Below are 19,241 nucleotides of genomic sequence, written 5' to 3'. Positions count from 1 at the left end.
CGCCGGCTCACCGGGCCCGCGGATGGGCGGTCAGGTAGGTCTCGATCAGATTCTCCGGACTGACATGCGTGTAGATCTGCGTGGTGGTCACCGAGGCATGGCCGAGCAGCTCCTGCACGGTGCGCACGTCGGCGCCGCCCTGGATGAGATGCGTGGCGAACGAGTGGCGCAGCGTGTGCGGATGCAGCGGCTTGTCGATGTGCGCACGTTCGCCGGCGAGCCGGACGATCTCCCACACGGACTGCCGTGACAGCCGTTTGCCGCGTTTGTTGAGGAAGATCGCGCGTCGTTCCGGCTTGGTTTTCGCCACGGATTCGAGCACGGGCCGGCCTGCGGCGATGTAGCGGCGCAGCGCCTCGCACGCGTAGGTGCCGAGCGGCACGAGACGCTGCTTGGATCCCTTGCCGGTCAGACGCGCGACATGCTCGTCGAGGTCGATATCGGCGAGGTCGGCGCCCACCGCCTCGGAGACGCGAGAGCCGGTCGCGTACATGAACTCGAGCAGGGCCTTGTCTCGCAGCAGCGCGGCGTCTTCGATCGAGGCGACCGTCGTGGGGGATGCCGTCGCCGCAGAGATCGGCGGGTTTTCCGGTATTGCCGTGGACGGCCGTGGCACCGCGTCGAGCAGGCGCGCGACCTCGTCCACGGTGAGCACGTCGGGCAGCGTGGAGGCGCCCTTGGGCGGCTTGACCGCGGCCGACACGTCGTCGGTCACCACATGTTCGGCCAGCGCGAACCGGTGGAACATGTGCACGCTGGCGAGACGGCGCGACTTGCTGCGCGCGCTTTCCCCGGCCGCATCGAGTGAGGCCACGTAGTCCTCCACATCACGACGCGTGATACGCGCCGGATCGGCGATGCCACGCTCCCCCAACCACGCGAAGTACTTGCCGAGATCGGACTCGTAGGCGGCGACCGTCGCCGCCGACAATCCCCGTTCCACCGCGATATGCGCGATGAATCGTTCGCGCAGACGCTTCAGCCCGTTGTCCGCGTCGCTCATGATCCCCCTATCATATCGTGGCGGAAACACGAAACCCCGCACGATGGCGGGGTTTCAATGCGTAAGACCTATCCTTGCGGATGCCGGTCTCAGGCCTCGACCGGGGCGTTCACGTCCTCCGGCAGAGCGGCCTTGGCGGCCTCGACGATGGCCTTGAAGGACTCCGGGTCGGAAACGGCGATCTCGGCGAGGGCGCGACGATCCAGCTCGATGCCGGCGAGACGCAGACCCTGGATGAAGCGGTTGTAGGTGATGCCCTCAGCGCGGACGGCGGCGTTGATGCGCTGGATCCACAGCTTGCGGAAGTCGCCCTTGCGAGCCTTGCGGTCGCGGAAGTTGTAGGTAAAGGAGTGGAGCAGCTGCTCCTTGGCCTTGCGGTACAGACGGGAGCGCTGGCCGCGGTAGCCGGAAGCCCTCTCGAGAACGACGCGACGCTTCTTGTGGGCGTTCACTGCGCGCTTGACACGTGCCATATTCTATTCCTCAGCTTTCTAATGACGTTTTGTTTCGAATCGGCTCGGCGTCAGAGGCCCAGCAGCTTCTTCATGACCTTGGTCTGGCCGTTGGCGAGCACGGCGTCGGCCTTGAGCGCACGACGCTTGCGGGCGGACTTGTGCTCCAGGTTGTGGCGCATGGCGCTGCCGGCCTGCATCAGCTTGCCCTTGCCGGTGACACGGACGCGCTTGGACGCGGCGGAATTGGTTTTCATCTTCGGCATTGCTGCCCTCCTTGTTGGTTACTTCGTTTCGGAAGTCTGGTTGTCTTCGGCACCGGACACCGATGCCTGCGCCTCGGCTGCGGCCGCGGCCGTCGCCTCCTGCTTGGCCGCCAGACGTGCCGCCTGACGGGCCTGACGCTCGGCGCGCGACTGGTCGCCGCGACGACGCTGTTCGGACTGGGTGTGCACCTTCTTGCCCTTGGGCGCAAGCGTCATGATGATGTTGCGGCCCTCCTGCTTGGGAGCGGACTCGATGGTGCCGTACTCCTGCACCTCGTCGGCCAGTCGCTGCAGCAGTTCCACGCCGCCGATCGGGCGGGACTGCTCGCGACCACGCAGCATGATCGTGACCTTGACCTTGTCGCCGCCGCTCAGGAAGCGGGTGACGTGGCCCTTCTTGACCTGGAAGTCGTGCTCGTCGATCTTCAGGCGGAAGCGGATCTCCTTGATCTCCGCGGTGCTCTGATTGCGGCGGGCTTCACGGGCCTTGATCTTCTCGTTGTACTTGAACTTGCCGTAGTCGATGAGCTTGGCGACCGGAGGCTTCGCGTTGGGCGCCACCTCGACGAGATCGAGGTTCGCTTCCTTGGCCAGGTTCAGTGCGACGGAAGTCGCGATGACTCCCACCTGCTCGCCGTTCGGGCCGATCAGACGCACCTGGGAGACGCGAATCTCGTCGTTAATGCGTGGTTCGTCGCTGATGATGACTCCAATCCTCATGTTCTCCGAAGCGGGTCCACCGGCGTCTTTCGCGACATTCGAATTCATGGCACAACCGAACCAACGCCTTCGCGGCATCGATCACAAAACCACACGTCGATCTCATCGATATCGTGCTATGCGCGACAATCATCATGCGCGCCCGACCGCGACCATTCTCGTCGCGACCGGCAGGCTGTTGCCTTGAACCCGAGGCCATGAAAGGCTTCCAGGTGGGGTTGCCCCGCTTTCTTGATTTCTCAAGCCTTGTAGATACTACCACATCGCCGCCACCGGCGTGTCGCGCTACTGCACGGCCTTGAGCAGTCCGGAGATGCCCTCACGCTTGAGCAGCTCGCGATACGGCCCGGCCTGTTCGGCGATGATGTTGTCGATCGCGCGCATGCCGAGCACCTCGACGGGCGCCTTGTCGTCGGTCAGGATCGTCGCGTCCGTCTCATCGCGCGGATCGCGGACCGTCTCCATCCGTCCGGCCACGTCGTGCATCGTCGCGGCGAGCTCGTGGCTGTGCGTGCGATCGTATGCGCGCGTCTCGAGCGTGCCGGGATCGGACAGCGAGGACATGCGCTCGTCCTCCTTCATCGCCGTGGTCGCCCCGACGATGTCCATGGTCTTGGCGAACAGTTCGCGGTTCGTCGTGCCGGGCACGTCGGCCGTGCGCACGTTGTCGGAGCCGAATACGGTCGAGATCGTGTCGGTGAGCGCCTCGTTGATCGAGCCGGCCCCGTCGGAGATCATGTTCATGTTGACGACCATCACGCCGCCCGGTTTGAGATGCCCGTACACCATCGCGAAGAACTCGGTCGAGCTCATCTGGAACGGGATCGTGATGTCCTGATACGCGTCGACCATGATCACGTCGTACGTGTCGTGGCTGGCGGCCAGCCACGCGCGCCCGTCGTACGTGGACACGTCGATGTCGCCCGGCTCGTCGAAGTACTCCCCCGCCAGACGCGTGATCTTGCCGTCGATTTCGACGCCTGTGATCTTCATGTCGGGATAGTACTGGCGCAGCTGCCGCGCGTACGTGCCGGTGCCCATGCCCAGGATCAGCGCGGAGTCGGCCTTGTCCGCCAGCGCCGGCGCGGCGAGCGCGGTGTCGTAGTACATGCCGGTCAGCCCGGGCTGCTTCATGGTGACGGACTGCACGCCGAAGAGCACGTTGGTCGACAGGATCATGCGGTCCGACAGGTTCTTGACCTGCAGGTAGTTGTAGATCGACTCGCCCTCGTAGGCGACGACCGACTGGTTCTCCCAGAACGCGAAGCCGCTCATCGGCGAGAGCACGCCGGAGGCCACGAAGATCACGGCCGCGACGGCGCAGGCGACGCGGCGGATGCGCGTGGCGAGGAAGTACACGATCGGCAGGCACAGGAGCAGTCCGGAGAAGATGAGGAACGTGACGAACGTGCCGACGGCGGGGATCGTCACGAACGTCGGCAGGAACGTGCCGAGGATCGAGCCGACGGTGTTGCAGGCCGACAGCCGCCCGACGACGGACGCGTTGTCCTCGAGCGAGTCGGTGGCGAACTTGTTGAGGCCCGGCGTGACGGTGCCGAGCAGGAACAGCGGCGGCACGAAGATGATCATGCAGCTGACGAACGCGGCGATGACGAGGAAGTTCGTGGAGACGGTGACGATGAGCAGGCCGGAGATCGCGATGATGAGGTATTTGCCGACCAGCGGGATGAGCGCGATCCACACGGCGGCGACGAGGATGCGGAAGTACAGCTTGTCCGGGTTCGGGTCCTTGTCGGCCCAGCGTCCGCCGAAGACGGCTCCCAGCGCGAGCGCGATCATGATGGTGCCGATGATGATGGTCCACACGATCTGCGAGCTGGAGAAGTAGGGCGCGAGCAGTCGCGACGCGCCGAGTTCGGCGGCCATGACGGCCATGCCGGAGAAGAATTCGGTGACGTACAGGAAGATCTTCGATCTGAGGATCGGCCGTTCCGTCTTCGCATCCGCCTTCGCCATGTCGTCTCCCGTTCTTCCGTGTCGCCAGTACTTCTCGCGAGACTACACCACCGTGCGTCTCGGCGCATTGCCCGTTCACGCCCGGAGCGTGGCGTACAGTGAGGCGCATGAGCGAACAGACTTGCGTGATTTTCGCGGCGGGCGAATACTACGATGATCCGATCGACGTGCCGGACGGCGCGTTCGTGATCGCGGCGGACGGCGGATTGGACCATACGCGCGCGTTGGGCGTGCGTGCGGACGTGGTGATCGGCGATTTCGATTCGCTGCACGGCGCGCGTCCGACGGATGCGGAGCATACGATCACGCTGCCGAGCGAGAAGGACGATCCGGATCTGCTGAGCGCGCTCAAGGTCGGCTGGTCGCGCGGCTGCCGCACGTTCCACATATACGGTGCGTTGGGCGGGCGCATCGACCACACGATTTCCGCGATCCAGCTCATGGCGCTGCTCGCGCGGCACGGCGGCATCGGCTTCCTGCACGGCGACGGCACGATCGTCACGGCGATCCGCGACGGCGCGCTCTCGTTCGCCGCGCATGAGACGACGCCCGGGCGCATGGTGTCGGTGTTCTCGCATTCGGACGTGTCTCGTGGCGTGAACGAGCCGGGACTCAAGTACGAGCTGATCGACGGCACGCTGACCAGCGACGTGGTGCAGGGGGTCAGCAACGAGTTCCGTTCCGGCGTCGCGGCCGAGATCAACGTGCACGACGGCACGCTGATCGTCACGTTCCCGGCCGAGTCGCCGACGCCGCATGTGACGAGATACCGTGAGTTCGGGGGCGATTTGGGCGCGCTCGACACGCACGTCTCCCCCATTCTCGTGAAATAGGCCACATCGGAGCGCCGGCATGGTCCTGCGCGACGCGCGCGATGCGCATGGCGCTTCGGGCTCGCGGCAGCCGCTTCCGACAGCGGAAGGATCGGACGCAACCCTTATGTGAGCGTTCACGCAAAGTTTGCCCGACAGGCGAAAACACACCCGCGAATCGTTGCGAAAGGTACAGGCGACGCATTAAAGTGAGACATGTTGGTAAACAATGGCCCCAACATGTCTAGGCATGTGCCGGGTCACCCTACAAGGGAGAATTACATGACAGTTAAGATTGGTATCAACGGTTTCGGTCGTATCGGTCGTCTTGCCTTCCGCCGCATCTTTGACCTGCAGCAGAAGGGCGGCGAGGCCGCCGACATCGAAGTCACCGCCATCAACGATCTGACTTCCCCGTCCGCTCTCGCCTACCTGCTGAAGTACGACTCCACTCACGGCACCTTCAAGCACGCCGACGGCACCCCGGTCGACGTCAAGGCCACCGACTCCGCCATCGTGGTTGATGGCAAGGAGTACCCGGTGTACGCCGAGCCGGATGCGAACAACATCCCGTGGGTCAAGAACGACGGCGTCGAGTTCGTGCTCGAGTGCACCGGCTTCTACACCTCCGCCGAGAAGTCCCAGGCCCACCTGAACGCCGGCGCCAAGAAGGTCCTCATCTCCGCCCCGGCCAAGGACGCCACCACCCCGACCGTCGTGTTCGGTGTGAACCACGAGATTCTGAAGCCGACCGACAACATCGTGTCCGCCGGCTCCTGCACCACCAACTCCATGGCCGCCATGGTCAAGCTGCTCAACGACAAGTGGGGCATCAAGGTCGGCTTCATGACCACCGTGCACGCCTTCACCGGCACCCAGATGATCCTCGACGGCCCGCGCGGCAAGAAGTCCGGCCGCGACCTGCGCGCCGCCACGATCAACACCATCCCGCACTCCACCGGCGCCGCCAAGGCCATCGGCAAGGTCGTCCCGGAGGTCAACGGCAAGCTGCAGGGCCACGCCCAGCGCGTCCAGGTCCCGGACGGCTCCATCACCGAGCTGACCACCGTGCTTGAGAAGGAGACCACCGTCGACGAGATCAACGCCGCGTTCAAGGAAGCCTTCTCCGAGACCCCGTACTACGGCTACAACGAGGATGGCATCGTCTCCGGCGACATCATCGGCGACACCCACGGTGGCGTCTTCGATCCGACCCAGACCGACGTCAACACCGTTGACGGCGTGACCATGGCCCGCACCGTCGCCTTCTACGACAACGAGTACGGCTTCACCTCCAACATGGTGCGCACCCTCGAGTACTTCGCCGAGATCTCCGAGTGAGCCCGGCACGTGACCCGCTAGGATCACGCTAGGTACCGCTAAGGCCCCTTCCCGTCTAATCCGGGAAGGGGCCTTTTTGTATGCCGGATTCGTAAACGCGAGGAGCCGTCAATGCCGGTTCTTCCTTTGTCGTTCCAGCAGATAGGCGAACCGACCGCCGTCACGGACGGCGAGATCGTCGAACCGCCCCTGTTCGACCAGACGTCCGTCCTCGATCACCAGAATACGGTCGGCGTGCACACAGGATTCGACGTCGTGCGTCACCACCACGACGGAGACTCCCCGCACCAAGGATCTCAATCGGCGAAAGAATCTGGCCTGCGCCTCCGGATCGAACGCCGAGGTCGGCTCATCAAGCAGATAGAGCCGTCGCCCAGGCACGGCCAGCAAGCGAGCCAATGCCACACGACGCGTCTCGCCGCCACTGATGTTCATGTTGTCCGGTTCCAACGATTCGACGTGCCGATCGATGCGTGACAGCAGCGAGTCGCTCGCCCCGACATCCTTGAGCAGTCGTTCGGCCATATCCTCCGGCTCCGACGCGCATCGAGCATGGCCCGTCAGACCGGACAGCACATTGTCCCGAACGGTGCCGGAAAAGAGATGCTGCTCCTGTGGAAGCACCCCGACCATATCCATGTACCTGTCGAAATCCAGATCGCGGGTATCGACGCCATTGACCAATACACGACCCTTCGTCGGCTGCAGCACGCCAGACATCAGCCCCAGCATCGTCGACTTGCCCGCGCCGTTCAATCCGACGATCGCGGTGATGCCGTCATCCATGTGCAGGGTCACATCCCGCAGAGCATATGCATCCGAACCGTCGTAGGAAAACCATACCCCCTCGAAATCCACCGTCATGGTCGATTCGATGGAGGCTCCCGTCATATACGTCTTGTCATGCGAATGGTTCCCACCGGCCCCGGGCCGATCCGACCGCCCCGCATCGGACTTTCCCCGCCCCGGATCAGCCGTGAGCATGGATACCACATTGCCCAGATGCGGCGAGACGCGTCGTATCTGCCGATGGGCGTTCATCGCCTGCACGCCGCTGGCCATCGCCTGCGCGCCGATGCCGACGAACAGGGGGAAACGATACAGTACGCCGGCATCGATCACCGAAGCGACGGCAAGGGAGCCGATCAGCACCACGAACAGCACGATCTGACGGATGAGGAAACGCCGTTGGCCTGAGGCTATGCCGTTCATATAGATAAGGTTCTCGCGCAGCCCCCGATCGTTGAGCTCACGATACCGTCGTTTGATGAAATCGCCGGCATGGAACGAATCGATGACCGCATGGACCGGATAGCGGTGCACGATGTCGAAAATATAGTATCTGCGTTGACGTTCCGTACGCAATATGTCGTCGAACACCTTGGAATCGCCCTCATCGGGCGTCATCATGGTGACCGCCGCCCAGACCAGCAGCATCACCGCCACGAACGCGGTGACGATGCCCAATGCCGGACTGGCGACGACAATACCGGTCAGCAACCACGCCAGACCGGCCACATACACGATCGCCGAACATCCGAACGCGGCGAAATCGAATACATAGGCGACATTGCGGCCGACACTGCCGATATACGCGACATCGAACCGGTAATCCGCGAGCCGGTCGGCCAATCCCTGCCCGGCTCGCCGACCCGGATCGGCTTCGAACACGGCACGCAGCGCATCGTCGGCGCACCGGTCGTCGAATCGTTTGCCCGTCGTCGCGACCGAGACGTCCAGCAGGGCGGCGGCGAGCTGCAGGATGACGTCGCCGACGATGAACATGCATAGCGGGACCGGCGGAATGACGATGGGGGTGATGCTCAGCCGCATGAAGCACCAGTTGATCGCAGCGATGCGCAGGAACACATCGCCGAGCCGACATGCCGTACGCGCCGATTGCACGGCGATCAGTCCACCACCGCGTTTCATCACGATCGACAGCAACGCGTCATAGTTCTTGTCGATGATCGTCATTCCGTCGCCTCCTCGCCGTCCGTCACCTGTACGGCGAACAAGTCGCGGTATGCACCCGTCTCCCCGATCAGCCGTTTGGGATCTCCGGACTGCACCACGGTACCGCCGTCGAGCACGTAGGCGATGTCGCAAAAACTCGTCGTGCCGACGTTATGCGAGACGAACATGAGCGTGCGATCACCGGCCAATGCCGACATCAGCGCGTAGAACTCGTCTTCCTTGACCGGATCGAACGCCGAGGTCGGTTCGTCGAAGATGCAGATGCGCTGTGGATGCAGCAGCACGCGTGCGACGAGCATCGACCGTTTCTGCCCGCCCGACAGCTGTGTGGCGTCCGGATCGAGCTCCGTGCCGAGGTACGTGCCCGTGCCGTGCGGCAGCGAGTCGACCTTGTCGAGCAGGCCCACGGAGCGCAGCACGTCGCGTATCCGGTCGTCGGACGCGTCCATGCCAAGTTTCAGATTGTCCGCGATGGTCAGGGAGAACAGCGAATTGTCCTGCGGTAGCAGCGAGACATGCGCCCGTGCGAACGCACGGTATTCGTCGTAGCCGACTTCGCGTCCGTCGATGAGGATATGGCCTGCTGTCGGCTGCAACAGCCCGGCGATGACGCTGACGAGCGTGGTCTTGCCCGCGCCGTTGCTGCCGACGAAGGCGATGGACTGTCCGGACCGATAGGTGAGATTCACATCGTGCAGGATGTCTTCCGAATCCGGTGACGGCCGGTATCCGATGCCGCGGAAGGTCACGGTCACGCCATCATCCGCGGCAGCGGCGGCATCGCCCGCACTATGGGCCATGGCCTTATGAGCCGTCACGGCGGCTCGCTCGTCGACGTATGCGTACCAGTCGCGCATCATCGGCGCGTTGCGTCGCAGATCGCGCACCGTCTCATACGCCCCCTGCACCGTATTCGCCATGTTCATGCACAGCATGACATACAGGAACAGCGTGGCGTACGGCATGTCCGTCCCGCCGTCCGACGCGACGACGAGAATCACCGCAAGGGTCGAGACAAAGGCGATGACGCCATTCGCCGCATTCGCCGAAGACCGGATGCCTTCGACCCCGAGCATTGCGCCGATGATGCCATCAGTGTCGCGCCGGTTATGCGCCAGCAGCCACGGCAGCAGGCGGTTGTATACGATGTCGTCGCCGCGCGACTTGTCGCTTTCCTGTCCGGACAGCAGGTTCTGCTTCGACCGCCGGACCGACAGATCATGCTCTCGCCGTTCGACCGAGCCGGATTGCATGGCCAATATGGCCACGCTGATCGCGTTGCACGCGACGACGACGGCCAACGCCTTGACGTTGAGCATACCGAGCACCGCCACGCTCGTCACGAGCGTGACCATCCATGCGACAAGACGCAGCTGCTGGTTGATCTGATATTCCAATCCGCGGTTGCCCGCGCTGAACACGGCGCCGGACGCCGCGTCGATGCGCGTCTGTTCGTCGACGGATTGCAGCGTCTCATAGTCGGTGTCCATGACAAGGTCGCCGAAACCGCTGATACGCCGGTAACGGTAGGTGAACGTGTTCGTCTCCATGGCGCTGCGCGCATCGAACGCCAGTAGTTTCAGCCCTGCATAGACGCCGAGTGACGCCAGCAGCATGGCGAGCTTCGCCGTCCAAGCGAACGAGAGCATGCCAGCGATGACGATCACCGCAGTGCCCAATAGCAGGTTCGCCATATCATCCAGAATCGTCAGCAGCAGATACATCCCGACGACACGTCGACCGCGAGCATCCTGTTCATGCCAGAATTCCCGGAACGAGCGCAATGGACCGGCGGCCTTGCCCACGTCGCCCCCCATGTGCGTGCAGACTGTCGGGCTTACCGAATCATCGCCTTTCCCCATATACGTAGACTATACGCCCATGCCGCATCGGCTCGGCTCCTGACGGGCCCAAATAGCCCATTCAGGCGTTTCCACGTCATGATGGGCAGGGAGCTGCCTACCGGGAGGATTCGCGTTCGACGAGACGGAACGCGGCAGTCTGGCGGCGGGGCTCGCCGTCGTAGGTGCCTTCGATGCGCGAGACGAGCATGTCGACGGCCTTGCGGGCGAGATCGGTCATGTCGACCTCGACGGTGCTGATGGTCGGCACGGTCCACCGACCCACGGAGATGCCGTCGAAGCCGATCACGCGGACGTCGTCCGGCACCCGCACGCCGCGGTCGGCGAAGCCGCGGATCAGTCCCAAGGCGAGCGAATCGGTGGCGCACACCACACCGTCGCACGTGAGGCCCGAGTCGACGATGCGGTGCGCGGCTTCGAGTCCGGGTTCGGTCCACCAGCCGGCCGTGATCAGCCGCGCGTCGTCGCACGGCAGTCCGGCGTCCAGCACGGTCTCGCGGAATGCGTGCGTGCGCGCCGGGCCGGTGTCGCGCGAACCTTCCGCGTAACGGTCGAGTTCGTCCCGGCCGCCGCCGATGAACAGCAGATCATGGCAGCCGCGTTCGATCAGATGCCGTGTTGCGGCGGCGATGCCCTCCTCGTTGGGCGTCATCACCGTGTCGAGCACAGGCCGGTCATGCGCCTCGTCGAGCAGCACGACGGGGCGGTTCACGCTCAGCCGTTTGATCTCCTGCGCGGGCAGGCCGGACGGGTTGAGGATCACGCCGTCGCAGTACTGGTTGGAGATCGAGCTGACGGCGGCGCTCACATTGTTCGGGTCCATGCCGGTCTTCACCACGACGGCCTGGTAGCCGGCTTCGCGGATCACGTCGGAGGCCACGTCGGACAGCCGGGAGTAGAAGTACGGCACGTCGAGCTCGTGCACGACGATGTCGATCACGTTGGTGCGGCCGCGGCGCAGGGAGCGGGCGGAGGGATTGGCGACATAGCCGAGCTTGCGGGCGGCGGCCGTGACCTTGTCCATGGTGTGCTTGGAGACGTGCTCTCCGCCGCGCAGCGCGTAGGATACGGTCGCCGGGGAGACTCCGGCCTCCTTCGCGACATCCTTGAACGTGACCATGATTACCGCCTTTGTGCAATGTGACAGGACCGCCGGCTCGGCCGACAGTCCCCTATTGTAAAGGCCTTCCGAACCGATGATGGCGCAGCTGCGGAACGGACTTGGACGAGGAAAGGAACAGGAATCGTCCGCGTCGCTCCGTCGAGCCGTGCCGTCCGGATCGGAAGGCCGTGGTCGTGGTAGTTCTCCTTAGCCGATCATGGTCCGACATGGCAGCGGGCGGAAACCCGCCGATATGCCAGACCATGATGGCGGCTTTGCAGGTCGGTGTCGCAGGTCAGTTCTGCTTGGCGTACGTGTCGACCCACTTCTGGTAGATCTTGACGACGTCGTCGATCTGCAGCGTCTTCAGGTTCTGCTGGAACTCGTTCCACGAGGCGTCGTCGAGGCCTCCCTGCGAGATCCACTTGGCGATCACCGGCATGGCGTACGAGAACAGCGGCGTGTTGATGTTGGAGATGGTGGTCTGGTCGTCGGAGCTCGGGGTGACCCACTGCGGGATGGTGTCCCCCTCGCCGATGTTCTTCTGGTCGGGGGCATACACCTCGGCGGCCTTGATCGCCCGTTCGCTGGACGCCATGCCGGGGCCGCCGACGGTGAAGTCGGGACGCATCCACGCCAGGGTTCGATCGGCCAGACCGTAGGTGACGGAAGTGTCGGCGAAGGTCTTCTCCGGAACGGAGTACTTGTTCTCCCCCTCCTTGGTGACATAGGTGCCCATGTCGCCGTAATAGCCCTCGATGGTCATATCCGGGTCGAGCATGGTGTTGATGATCTTGAAGACGGCGTCCTTGTTCTTGGCGTTGGCCGACACGGCGGCGCCGTTGTACACGTCGGCGACCGGAGCCTCCCACGTGACTTCGGAATCCGGCATATCGGCCGTTTCCTTGGGCACGCGCATGGTGATGTACTGGTCGATGTTCTTGCCGAAATCGGACACCTCCCAGCCGAAGGAGACGCCGACCCGGGCGGTGTCGCCGCCGACCTCGCCGCTCCAGGTGGAATCGTCCTTGGTCATGGCGCTCTGCGGGATGAGTCCCTTCTCGACCAGCGCGTGGTAGTACTCGATGACGCGGCGGAAGTTGTCGGTCTGCATGAAGTTGCCGACCTTGCCGTCCTTGGAGTACAGGCCCTGCGTGCCGGTGCTGAAGAACTGGGTGGTGATGCCGGTGGAGTTGAGCAGCAGGAAGCTGTCGTACCAGCCGAATCCGGTGGTGCCAAGCGCGTGCGGGCTGAACGGGATCTCGTCGGCCTCACCGTTGCCGTTCGGATCCTGCGTCTTGAACGCCTCGAGCACGTTGGTCAGTTCGTCCCAGGTGCGGGGCACCTCAAGGCCGAGCTTGTCGAGCCACGTCTTGTTGATGCGCATGAACTGGCCGCCGGCAAGCGCGGCGGGGGAATTGCCCGCGTTGGAGGGGATCTGCCAGATATGACCGTCAAGATCGGTGGCGAAGCGGCGAGACGCCTCGGACTCCTTGAAGTACTCCTGGACATTGGGCATCTTGTCGAGGTCGTCCGACAGGTCCTCGAACAGCGGATACTTCGCCAGATCCTGATTGCTGTAGCCCCAGATCGTCAGATCCGCGACTTCGCTGGCAGCAAGGGACGCGGTCTTCTGCTGGCTCCACGCGTTCTCGGACGCCTCGCGCCATTCGATCGTGCAATCGCACGCCTTTTCGAGATCCTTGGCGTATTTCATCTTGCTGACCGCGATCATGGGCGATCGCTTGATGATCTGCACGGTGACGATCGGCTTGCCGTTGGCGTCGGTCTTGCTGTCCTCGCCGCAGGCCGCGAGTCCGGTCAGGCAGGCGGCCGCGCTGATGGCCGCAATGGTCTTCTTCGCCGTGGAATATGACTTCCTCATCATGTGTCCTTTGCTCGTCGTTATCGCCGTGCCGCGTTCTTCTTCGGATCGGCCCGGCGTGTTGTGAATTTTGCACCGCGTTTCATATCGATATAAAATTCATATCGATATCATAAATCGACGGTCGACGAAACGCAAATCGTGACACGAGTCAACACGCCGGCCAAACAAAGGAGACATCATCATGACCCAGCGCAACGCGGCGCCCGAATCCAACGGACAGGCCGAAATGCAGGCCGCGCCGATCACCGTCACCGTGCGCGACACGCCGGTCAAGGAGCAGGGCGACCTGTTCGGCGTGTTCTTCGAGGACCTCAACCATGCGGCCGACGGCGGCCTGTACGCCGAGCTCGTGCGCAACCGGTCGTTCGAATTCGATCCGGTCGACAACGCGTCGTACACGGCACTGACCGCATGGCGCAAGGTCCAGCGCGGCGACGCGCTCGTCTTCCTGCACGTCGACGACGCGCACCCTCTCAACGAGCGCAACCGGCACTACGCGCGGCTCAACGTCGTGCGCTGCGGCGACGGCGCCGGCATCTCCAACCTCGGCTACGGCGACGGCATCCCCGTGCGCGGCGGCGAGGAATACCGCTTCTCCTGCCGCGTGCGGCTCGACGGCGTCCACGGCGACGGCAACGGCAGCGGCACAGACGACGCCGATCCGATCTCGATCATCGTGTGGCTGGAGAACGCCGACGGCACGGAGGTGTACGGCGAAACCGTGCTGCCGATCCCGGCCGAGGCACGCGGCGCATGGGCGGGCGTCGAAGGCACCGTCACCGCGTTCATCAACGGGCGGGACGGCTCTCGCGCCGGCTCCGGCATGCAGAACGACGGCACGGCCGGCAAGCGCCGCGACACGAACGCCGGCGGCGACCGCGTCGACCCGGCGGGACGGCTCACGCTGCTCGTCGACGCGCCATGCCGGCTTTCGCTCGACATGGTCTCGCTCTTCCCCGCACGCACGTTCCGCAACCGCCCCAACGGCATGCGACGCGACGTCGCGCAGCTCATCGCCGACATGAAACCGAAGTTCATGCGCTTCCCCGGCGGCTGCGTCATGCACATCGGCTCGCTGGACGCATCCGACCGCGACAGCATCTACCGGTGGAAGAACACGCTCGGACCGGTCGAGGCGCGCCCCGCGCGGCGCAACAGCTGGAACTACAACAGCACATTCGGACTCGGCTACTATGAGTTCTTCCAGTTCTGCGAGGACATCGGCGCCGAGCCGCTGCCAGTCATCGCCGGCGGCTGGGATCCGCACAACCTCGAGGCCGCGCCGCTCGAGGACATGCAGGAGTGGGTCGACGAGGCGCTCGACCTGATCGAATTCGCCAACGGGCCCGCCGACTCGACGTGGGGCGCCGTACGCGCGAGCATGGGCCACCCGGACAGCTTCCACCTGAAATACCTCGGCATCGGCAACGAGGAGACCGGAAGCGAATTCTACGAACGCTACGACATCATCGCGAAGGCCGTACGCGAACGCTACCCCGACATCCGGCTCATCGGTTCCGCCGGCCCCTCGATCAGCGGACAGCAGGAGAAACGGATATGGGCGGATGCGGCGAAAACCGGCACCGCGTTCATGGACGAGCATTTCTATCACGATCCCGAATGGTTCATCGCGAACGTCGACCGCTACGCCTCCTACCGTGCGGACAAGGGCTGGCCTCGCGCGTTCCTCGGCGAATACGCGTCGTGCGGCAAGGCGTGGCGCAATGCGCTTGCGGAGGCCGCGTTCCTGACCGGCGTGGAGCAGGCGCCCGGCATCGGCCTCGCCTGCTATGCGCCGATGCTGTGCAACGTCGCCTACCGCAACTGGGATCCGGACATGATCTACTTCGACGGCACACGCGCGTTCGGCACGCCCAGCTACTGGGTGCAGCGCATGTTCATGACCGGTCAGGGCACGCAGCTGCTCGCCGCAGACGACGACATGCCGAAGGCCGCGGCAACACCGGAACCGCTGTCATTGGCCGGACTGCTGCGCATGACCACGACGCACGCCCGTATCGACGTCACCGGCTTCACGGTGCGCGACGCCAACGGCGACGTGCTGCTGCGCGACGACGATTTCACGATCGACGCCGACCATGCGTGCCGGGACTTCGACGACGTGCGCGCCGACTCGTACACGGTCGAGTTCACGTTCACGCGCCGCAACGGCGAACTGCGCGGAGAGCTGGACGGCAGGTACGGGTTCGGACTCGACTTCGCCATGCACGACGACAGGAATCTTCTGAGGTACTACATCAACGGATGGCAGCGGCTGTGCGGGCTGCACGGCGTCACCAACGGCGGACTGTGCACGCACAACACGCATATCATCACCGAACGCGGCGTCGCCTACCGCTGCCGACTGTCGGTTGACGGCGCGCGCGTGCGCGGATGGATCGACGACACGTCGATCTTCGACCATACGTTCAAACGCCCCGATCCGCGTCCGCTCTACTATTCGGCGGTGCGCGACGAGACGACCGGCGAGACGATCATCAAGCTGGTCAACGTGACCGATGCGACGCGGCCGGTGACGGTGCGGCTGGCGTGCGACGGCGGGTCGGAGCCGTCCGGATCGCCGCGCCCCGAACTGCGGACAGCCGTGGTCGAGGCGATCGACGGCGTGCCGCTCGATGCCGAGAACGACTTCGACGCGCCCGAACGGGTGCGGCCCGCGACCCGTCTCGTCGACGTCGAAGACGGCGCGGTCAGTCTGACCGTCGGTCCGCACTCCTTCCATATGCTGCGCGTGCGTTGACGGGCGCATGCCATGCCGGCGCAGACATAGGGTCATTGCACCCCGGTTCGCGACCCCATGTCTGCGCGACGGCCGGCCTGCCGCAGACATGGGGTCGCCGCACTGCGCTGTTGCGACCCTATGTCTGCGGCGGCATGCGGACATGGAGGCATGGCATCGGCGCACCGTCGTATGATGGGGCGGCATGGGCAAGAAATCAAAGAACGAGAAGGGCAAGGGCTCGACTCCGGCGACCGTGCAGCTGGAGAGGGCCGGGGTGCCGTTCGAGACCTACGAATACGAGCATTCCAACGATCACATGGACGACGGCTACGGCGTGGAGGCGGCCACCAAGCTCGGCTTCGATGAGCATCAGGTGTTCAAGACGCTTATGGCCGACACGGGCTCCGAACGCGTGGTGGGTGTGGTGCCGGTCAGCGGGCACATGGATCTGAAGGCCTTGGCCGCGGCCGTGGGCGCGAAGAAGGCGGCGATGGCCGATCCGAAGGTCGCGATGCGCGAATCCGGGTATGTGGTCGGCGGCATCTCCCCGCTCGGCCAGAAGGTGCATCACAAGACCGTGCTGGATGAGAGCGCGATGCAGTACGACCGCATCCTGCTGTCGGGCGGCAAGCGCGGCTTCTCCATCGGCATCGCGCCGGCAGACCTGCTCAAGGTTCTCGACGCGGTCGCCGCCCCCATCGGCACGTGGTAGACCGCCGACGCACTACCGCGCCGGTGAAGGCTGCCGGCGGAGTTCCGCCGGCAGCACGAAATGCATGTTTTCCTTGATGGTTTCGACGGAAGTGACGTCAGTGAAGCCGCGGTCGCGCAGTGAGGCGATCACGCCGGAGACCAGCTCGTCGGGCACGGACGCGCCGGACGAGACGCCGACCGCCTCGACGCCGTCGAACCACGACGGGTCCATCTCCCCCGCGTCGTCGACGCGGTGTGCGACCCCGCGCTCGCCGAGCGCATCCTGCGCGACCTCCATCAGACGCACCGAATTCGACGAGTTCGCGGAACCGACGATCACCACGCAATCCGACCGCTCGGCGACGAGCTTGACCGCGGCCTGCCGGTTCGACGTGGCGTAGCAGATGTCCGAGCTGGGCGGTTCCTTGATCCACGGGAAGCGGGCCTTGAGCGCGGCGATCGTGCCGGCCGTCTCGTCGATGCTCAGCGTGGTCTGGCTCAGCAGCACGAGCTTCGTGTCCGGTGCGAAATCAAGCGAGTCCACGTCGCCGGCGTGTTCGATCAGGTGGACGTGCTCGGGGTTCTCCCCCACCACGCCGACGGCCTCGTCGTGGCCCTTATGGCCGATGTAGACGATCTCGTAGCCTTCCTTGACGAAGCGCAGCACCTCGCGGTGCACCTTGCTCACCAGCGGGCAGGTGGCGTCCACGACGTGCATGCCGCGCGCGGCGGCCTCGGCCTTGACCGTCGGCGACACGCCGTGCGCGGAGAAGACGATCGGGATGCCGGCCTTCGCGGCCGCGTCGGGGACCTCGGCGAGCTCCTGCACGAACACGGCGCCCTGCGCGGCCAGATCCTCGACCACATGCCGGTTATGCACGATCTGGCGGCGCACGTACACGGGCGGCAGACCGTCCTCACGTAGGCTCCCGGCCGCCTTGAGAATCGTCTGCACCGTCAGAATCGCCCGGTCCACGCCGGCGCAGAAGCCGCGCGGGTCGGCCAATACGATTCGTTTCGCCATCACGTCCGCCTTTCATCGCGTTGTCCGTCCATACCTTACCCGCTCCCCGTCGAAAACGGCCATCGACGGGTTCCTCCGTCCGGCAAACCGCAATTTTCCCCATATATTCAGCACGACATTCGGATTCTATCCGCCGAAGGCGCGGTACACTGTGTTGTTAGCGGTAACATCCGTTGCCGAACAACTGAAACCACCACGTGATTCACTATGGAGTGATGCATTATGACGAAGCAGTTCCCGCCGCGCACCGGCCAGCAGTATTCCATCCATTACGGCGATTGGTCCGCCGTGATCACCGAGCTCGGCGCGACGATGCGCAAGGTCACCTACAAGGGCAGGAACGTGATCGTGCCGCTCGGCCCGGACGATCCGATCACCTGCTGCCACGGCCAGCTGCTCATCCCGTTCCCGAACCGCATCGAGGCCGGCACCTACACGTTCGAAGGCAAGACGTACACGCTGCCGATCGACGAGCATGACCGCAACACCGCCATCCACGGCTACGGCTACCGCTCCTACTGGAAGCTCGAGGAGCTCACCGAATCCTCCGTCACCCAGTCGTGGCGCGTGCCGAACATGCTCGGCTACCCGTTCGATCTGATCGTCACCGCCAAGCATGAGCTGCGCGAGGACGGCCTGCACATCACCGTCAGCGCCTACAACAACGGCGACGCGAACGCGCCGTGGGCCCTCGCGATCCACCCGTGGCTCGACAACGGCTTCAACGGCTACGGCGACGAGATCGACGGCCACAACGCGCAGTGCCGCCTGACCGTTCCGGCCGACACGCACGTGACCGTGGACGAGAACCTCATCCCGACCGGCACCGAGCCGGTGGACGGCACCAAGTACGATCTGCGCGACAACCCGCTGCTGACCGGCCAGCCGTTCGACGATGCGTGGACCGACGTGCACCACGACGCCGACGGCACCGTGACCGCCACGTTCACCCGCCCCGACGGCCTTGAGATCAAGGTGGGCGGCGATGAGACGATCACCTCGTTCCAGGTGTGCACCGGCACCGGCTTCCCGGCATGGCAGCACCCGGCCGGCACCGCCGTCGAACCGCAGACCGCGTACGCGAACGCGTTCAACACCGGCAACGAGCTGATCGTGATCAAGCCGGGCGAGACGAGCGTCACCAAGCTGTTCATCAAGGCCGCGCTCAAGTAGCCTCCCCAAGTGGCCGGCAGGCGACCGGACGGCAACGTCCGGGTTGCGAACGTCGCGCGGGTGTGCGATAATCCCGTAGGCTTAATCAATCGTCAGCAAAGGAGTCCATCATGGGTATGCGCGGACGCAAGCGCAAGGATCGCCGCAAGAAGGCCGCCAACCACGGCAAGCGCCCGAACGCCTGATCCGAGCCTGTATCAGGCTGCGT

General features: G+C 64.5%; 16 protein-coding genes. 6 read left to right on the top strand and 10 right to left on the bottom strand.

Translation table 11 applies throughout. The features are described 5' to 3' along the window. Positions 1–7: 7 nt before the first annotated feature. From xerD to JS533_RS00505, 5 genes are all read right to left on the bottom strand, one after another. A complete protein-coding gene (xerD, locus tag JS533_RS00525) occupies positions 8–1,003 on the bottom strand; it encodes a site-specific tyrosine recombinase XerD (RefSeq protein WP_241512613.1) in 996 nt (331 codons plus the stop codon). An 89-nt stretch (positions 1,004–1,092) separates the two neighbouring features. After that, complete coding sequence (gene rplT / locus JS533_RS00520) at positions 1,093–1,476, bottom strand: 50S ribosomal protein L20 (RefSeq protein WP_033494845.1); 384 nt, start codon at positions 1,474–1,476, stop codon at positions 1,093–1,095. A gap of 50 nt (positions 1,477–1,526) precedes the next feature. Then, positions 1,527–1,721, bottom strand: coding sequence for a 50S ribosomal protein L35 (gene rpmI, locus JS533_RS00515; RefSeq protein ID WP_033494847.1), 195 nt, complete (start codon positions 1,719–1,721; stop codon positions 1,527–1,529). Between the two features lie 18 nt (positions 1,722–1,739). After that, positions 1,740–2,441 carry a translation initiation factor IF-3 gene (gene infC / locus JS533_RS00510; RefSeq protein ID WP_033494849.1) on the bottom strand — a complete coding sequence of 234 codons (702 nt, stop codon included), beginning with the start codon at positions 2,439–2,441 and terminating at the stop codon, positions 1,740–1,742. Positions 2,442–2,726: 285 nt separating this feature from the next. Continuing rightward, on the bottom strand, positions 2,727–4,418 hold the full coding sequence (locus JS533_RS00505; RefSeq protein WP_241512612.1) for a spermidine synthase: 1,692 nt from the start codon (positions 4,416–4,418) through the stop codon (positions 2,727–2,729). A gap of 107 nt (positions 4,419–4,525) precedes the next feature. Here JS533_RS00505 and JS533_RS00500 point away from each other — a divergent pair, with 107 nt between their 5' ends. Together JS533_RS00500 and gap are read left to right on the top strand one after the other, a co-directional pair. Then, positions 4,526–5,251: a thiamine diphosphokinase gene (locus tag JS533_RS00500; RefSeq protein WP_241512611.1), complete on the top strand. Its 726-nt coding sequence runs from the start codon at positions 4,526–4,528 to the stop codon at positions 5,249–5,251. Positions 5,252–5,512: 261 nt separating this feature from the next. Then, entirely contained in the window at positions 5,513–6,571 is a 1,059-nt protein-coding gene (gene gap / locus JS533_RS00495; protein WP_241512610.1) for a type I glyceraldehyde-3-phosphate dehydrogenase, read from the top strand. 108 nt (positions 6,572–6,679) lie between these two features. Here gap and JS533_RS00490 read toward each other — a convergent pair whose 3' ends face one another. From JS533_RS00490 to JS533_RS00475, 4 genes are all read right to left on the bottom strand, one after another. Beyond that, positions 6,680–8,548, bottom strand: coding sequence for an ATP-binding cassette domain-containing protein (locus JS533_RS00490; RefSeq protein WP_241512609.1), 1,869 nt, complete (start codon positions 8,546–8,548; stop codon positions 6,680–6,682). Beyond that, the gene (locus tag JS533_RS00485) at positions 8,545–10,242 is read right to left on the bottom strand and encodes an ATP-binding cassette domain-containing protein (RefSeq protein ID WP_241512608.1); all 1,698 of its coding nucleotides are present in this window, start codon (positions 10,240–10,242) and stop codon (positions 8,545–8,547) included. The genes JS533_RS00490 and JS533_RS00485 overlap by 4 nt, the downstream gene beginning before the upstream one ends. Before the next feature lie 265 nt (positions 10,243–10,507). Further along, positions 10,508–11,530: a LacI family DNA-binding transcriptional regulator gene (locus JS533_RS00480; protein WP_241512607.1), complete on the bottom strand. Its 1,023-nt coding sequence runs from the start codon at positions 11,528–11,530 to the stop codon at positions 10,508–10,510. 277 nt (positions 11,531–11,807) lie between these two features. Then, positions 11,808–13,400 carry an extracellular solute-binding protein gene (locus tag JS533_RS00475; protein ID WP_241512606.1) on the bottom strand — a complete coding sequence of 531 codons (1,593 nt, stop codon included), beginning with the start codon at positions 13,398–13,400 and terminating at the stop codon, positions 11,808–11,810. Between the two features lie 181 nt (positions 13,401–13,581). Between JS533_RS00475 and JS533_RS00470 the strand changes: the two genes are divergently transcribed. Together JS533_RS00470 and ybaK are read left to right on the top strand one after the other, a co-directional pair. Then, entirely contained in the window at positions 13,582–16,161 is a 2,580-nt protein-coding gene (locus tag JS533_RS00470; protein ID WP_241512605.1) for an alpha-L-arabinofuranosidase C-terminal domain-containing protein, read from the top strand. Positions 16,162–16,345: 184 nt separating this feature from the next. Further along, positions 16,346–16,855, top strand: coding sequence for a Cys-tRNA(Pro) deacylase (gene ybaK / locus JS533_RS00465; RefSeq protein ID WP_241512604.1), 510 nt, complete (start codon positions 16,346–16,348; stop codon positions 16,853–16,855). Between the two features lie 12 nt (positions 16,856–16,867). On the opposite strand, the gene JS533_RS00460 is transcribed toward ybaK, so the two are convergent. Next, entirely contained in the window at positions 16,868–17,860 is a 993-nt protein-coding gene (locus JS533_RS00460) for a 4-hydroxy-3-methylbut-2-enyl diphosphate reductase (protein WP_241512603.1), read from the bottom strand. 222 nt (positions 17,861–18,082) lie between these two features. Here JS533_RS00460 and JS533_RS00455 point away from each other — a divergent pair, with 222 nt between their 5' ends. Both JS533_RS00455 and JS533_RS13830 read left to right on the top strand, forming a co-directional pair. Next, positions 18,083–19,033 (top strand): aldose 1-epimerase family protein, encoded by a 951-nt coding sequence (locus tag JS533_RS00455; RefSeq protein WP_241512602.1) that lies wholly within the window; start codon positions 18,083–18,085, stop codon positions 19,031–19,033. Between the two features lie 110 nt (positions 19,034–19,143). After that, positions 19,144–19,218, top strand: coding sequence for a 50S ribosomal protein bL37 (locus JS533_RS13830; protein ID WP_003817083.1), 75 nt, complete (start codon positions 19,144–19,146; stop codon positions 19,216–19,218). Positions 19,219–19,241 lie beyond the last annotated feature (23 nt).

This window comes from Bifidobacterium amazonense, from assembly GCF_018555435.2.
Classification (GTDB): Bacteria; Actinomycetota; Actinomycetes; order Actinomycetales; family Bifidobacteriaceae; genus Bifidobacterium; species Bifidobacterium amazonense.
The sequence above is the reverse complement of the archived record's forward strand: the minus strand, read 5'-3'. Positions and strand labels throughout refer to the sequence as shown.

Bases quoted from the DNA above. Each gene is read 5' to 3' on its own strand.
- xerD (WP_241512613.1), bottom strand. From the start codon at position 1,003: ATGAGCGACGCGGACAACGGGCTGAAGCGTCTGCGCGAACGATTCATC.
- rplT (WP_033494845.1), bottom strand. From the start codon at position 1,476: ATGGCACGTGTCAAGCGCGCAGTGAACGCCCACAAGAAGCGTCGCGTC.
- rpmI (WP_033494847.1), bottom strand. From the start codon at position 1,721: ATGCCGAAGATGAAAACCAATTCCGCCGCGTCCAAGCGCGTCCGTGTC.
- infC (WP_033494849.1), bottom strand. From the start codon at position 2,441: ATGAGGATTGGAGTCATCATCAGCGACGAACCACGCATTAACGACGAG.
- JS533_RS00505 (WP_241512612.1), bottom strand. From the start codon at position 4,418: ATGGCGAAGGCGGATGCGAAGACGGAACGGCCGATCCTCAGATCGAAG.
- JS533_RS00500 (WP_241512611.1), top strand. From the start codon at position 4,526: ATGAGCGAACAGACTTGCGTGATTTTCGCGGCGGGCGAATACTACGAT.
- gap (WP_241512610.1), top strand. From the start codon at position 5,513: ATGACAGTTAAGATTGGTATCAACGGTTTCGGTCGTATCGGTCGTCTT.
- JS533_RS00490 (WP_241512609.1), bottom strand. From the start codon at position 8,548: ATGACGATCATCGACAAGAACTATGACGCGTTGCTGTCGATCGTGATG.
- JS533_RS00485 (WP_241512608.1), bottom strand. From the start codon at position 10,242: ATGGCGAACCTGCTATTGGGCACTGCGGTGATCGTCATCGCTGGCATG.
- JS533_RS00480 (WP_241512607.1), bottom strand. From the start codon at position 11,530: ATGGTCACGTTCAAGGATGTCGCGAAGGAGGCCGGAGTCTCCCCGGCG.
- JS533_RS00475 (WP_241512606.1), bottom strand. From the start codon at position 13,400: ATGATGAGGAAGTCATATTCCACGGCGAAGAAGACCATTGCGGCCATC.
- JS533_RS00470 (WP_241512605.1), top strand. From the start codon at position 13,582: ATGACCCAGCGCAACGCGGCGCCCGAATCCAACGGACAGGCCGAAATG.
- ybaK (WP_241512604.1), top strand. From the start codon at position 16,346: ATGGGCAAGAAATCAAAGAACGAGAAGGGCAAGGGCTCGACTCCGGCG.
- JS533_RS00460 (WP_241512603.1), bottom strand. From the start codon at position 17,860: ATGGCGAAACGAATCGTATTGGCCGACCCGCGCGGCTTCTGCGCCGGC.
- JS533_RS00455 (WP_241512602.1), top strand. From the start codon at position 18,083: ATGACGAAGCAGTTCCCGCCGCGCACCGGCCAGCAGTATTCCATCCAT.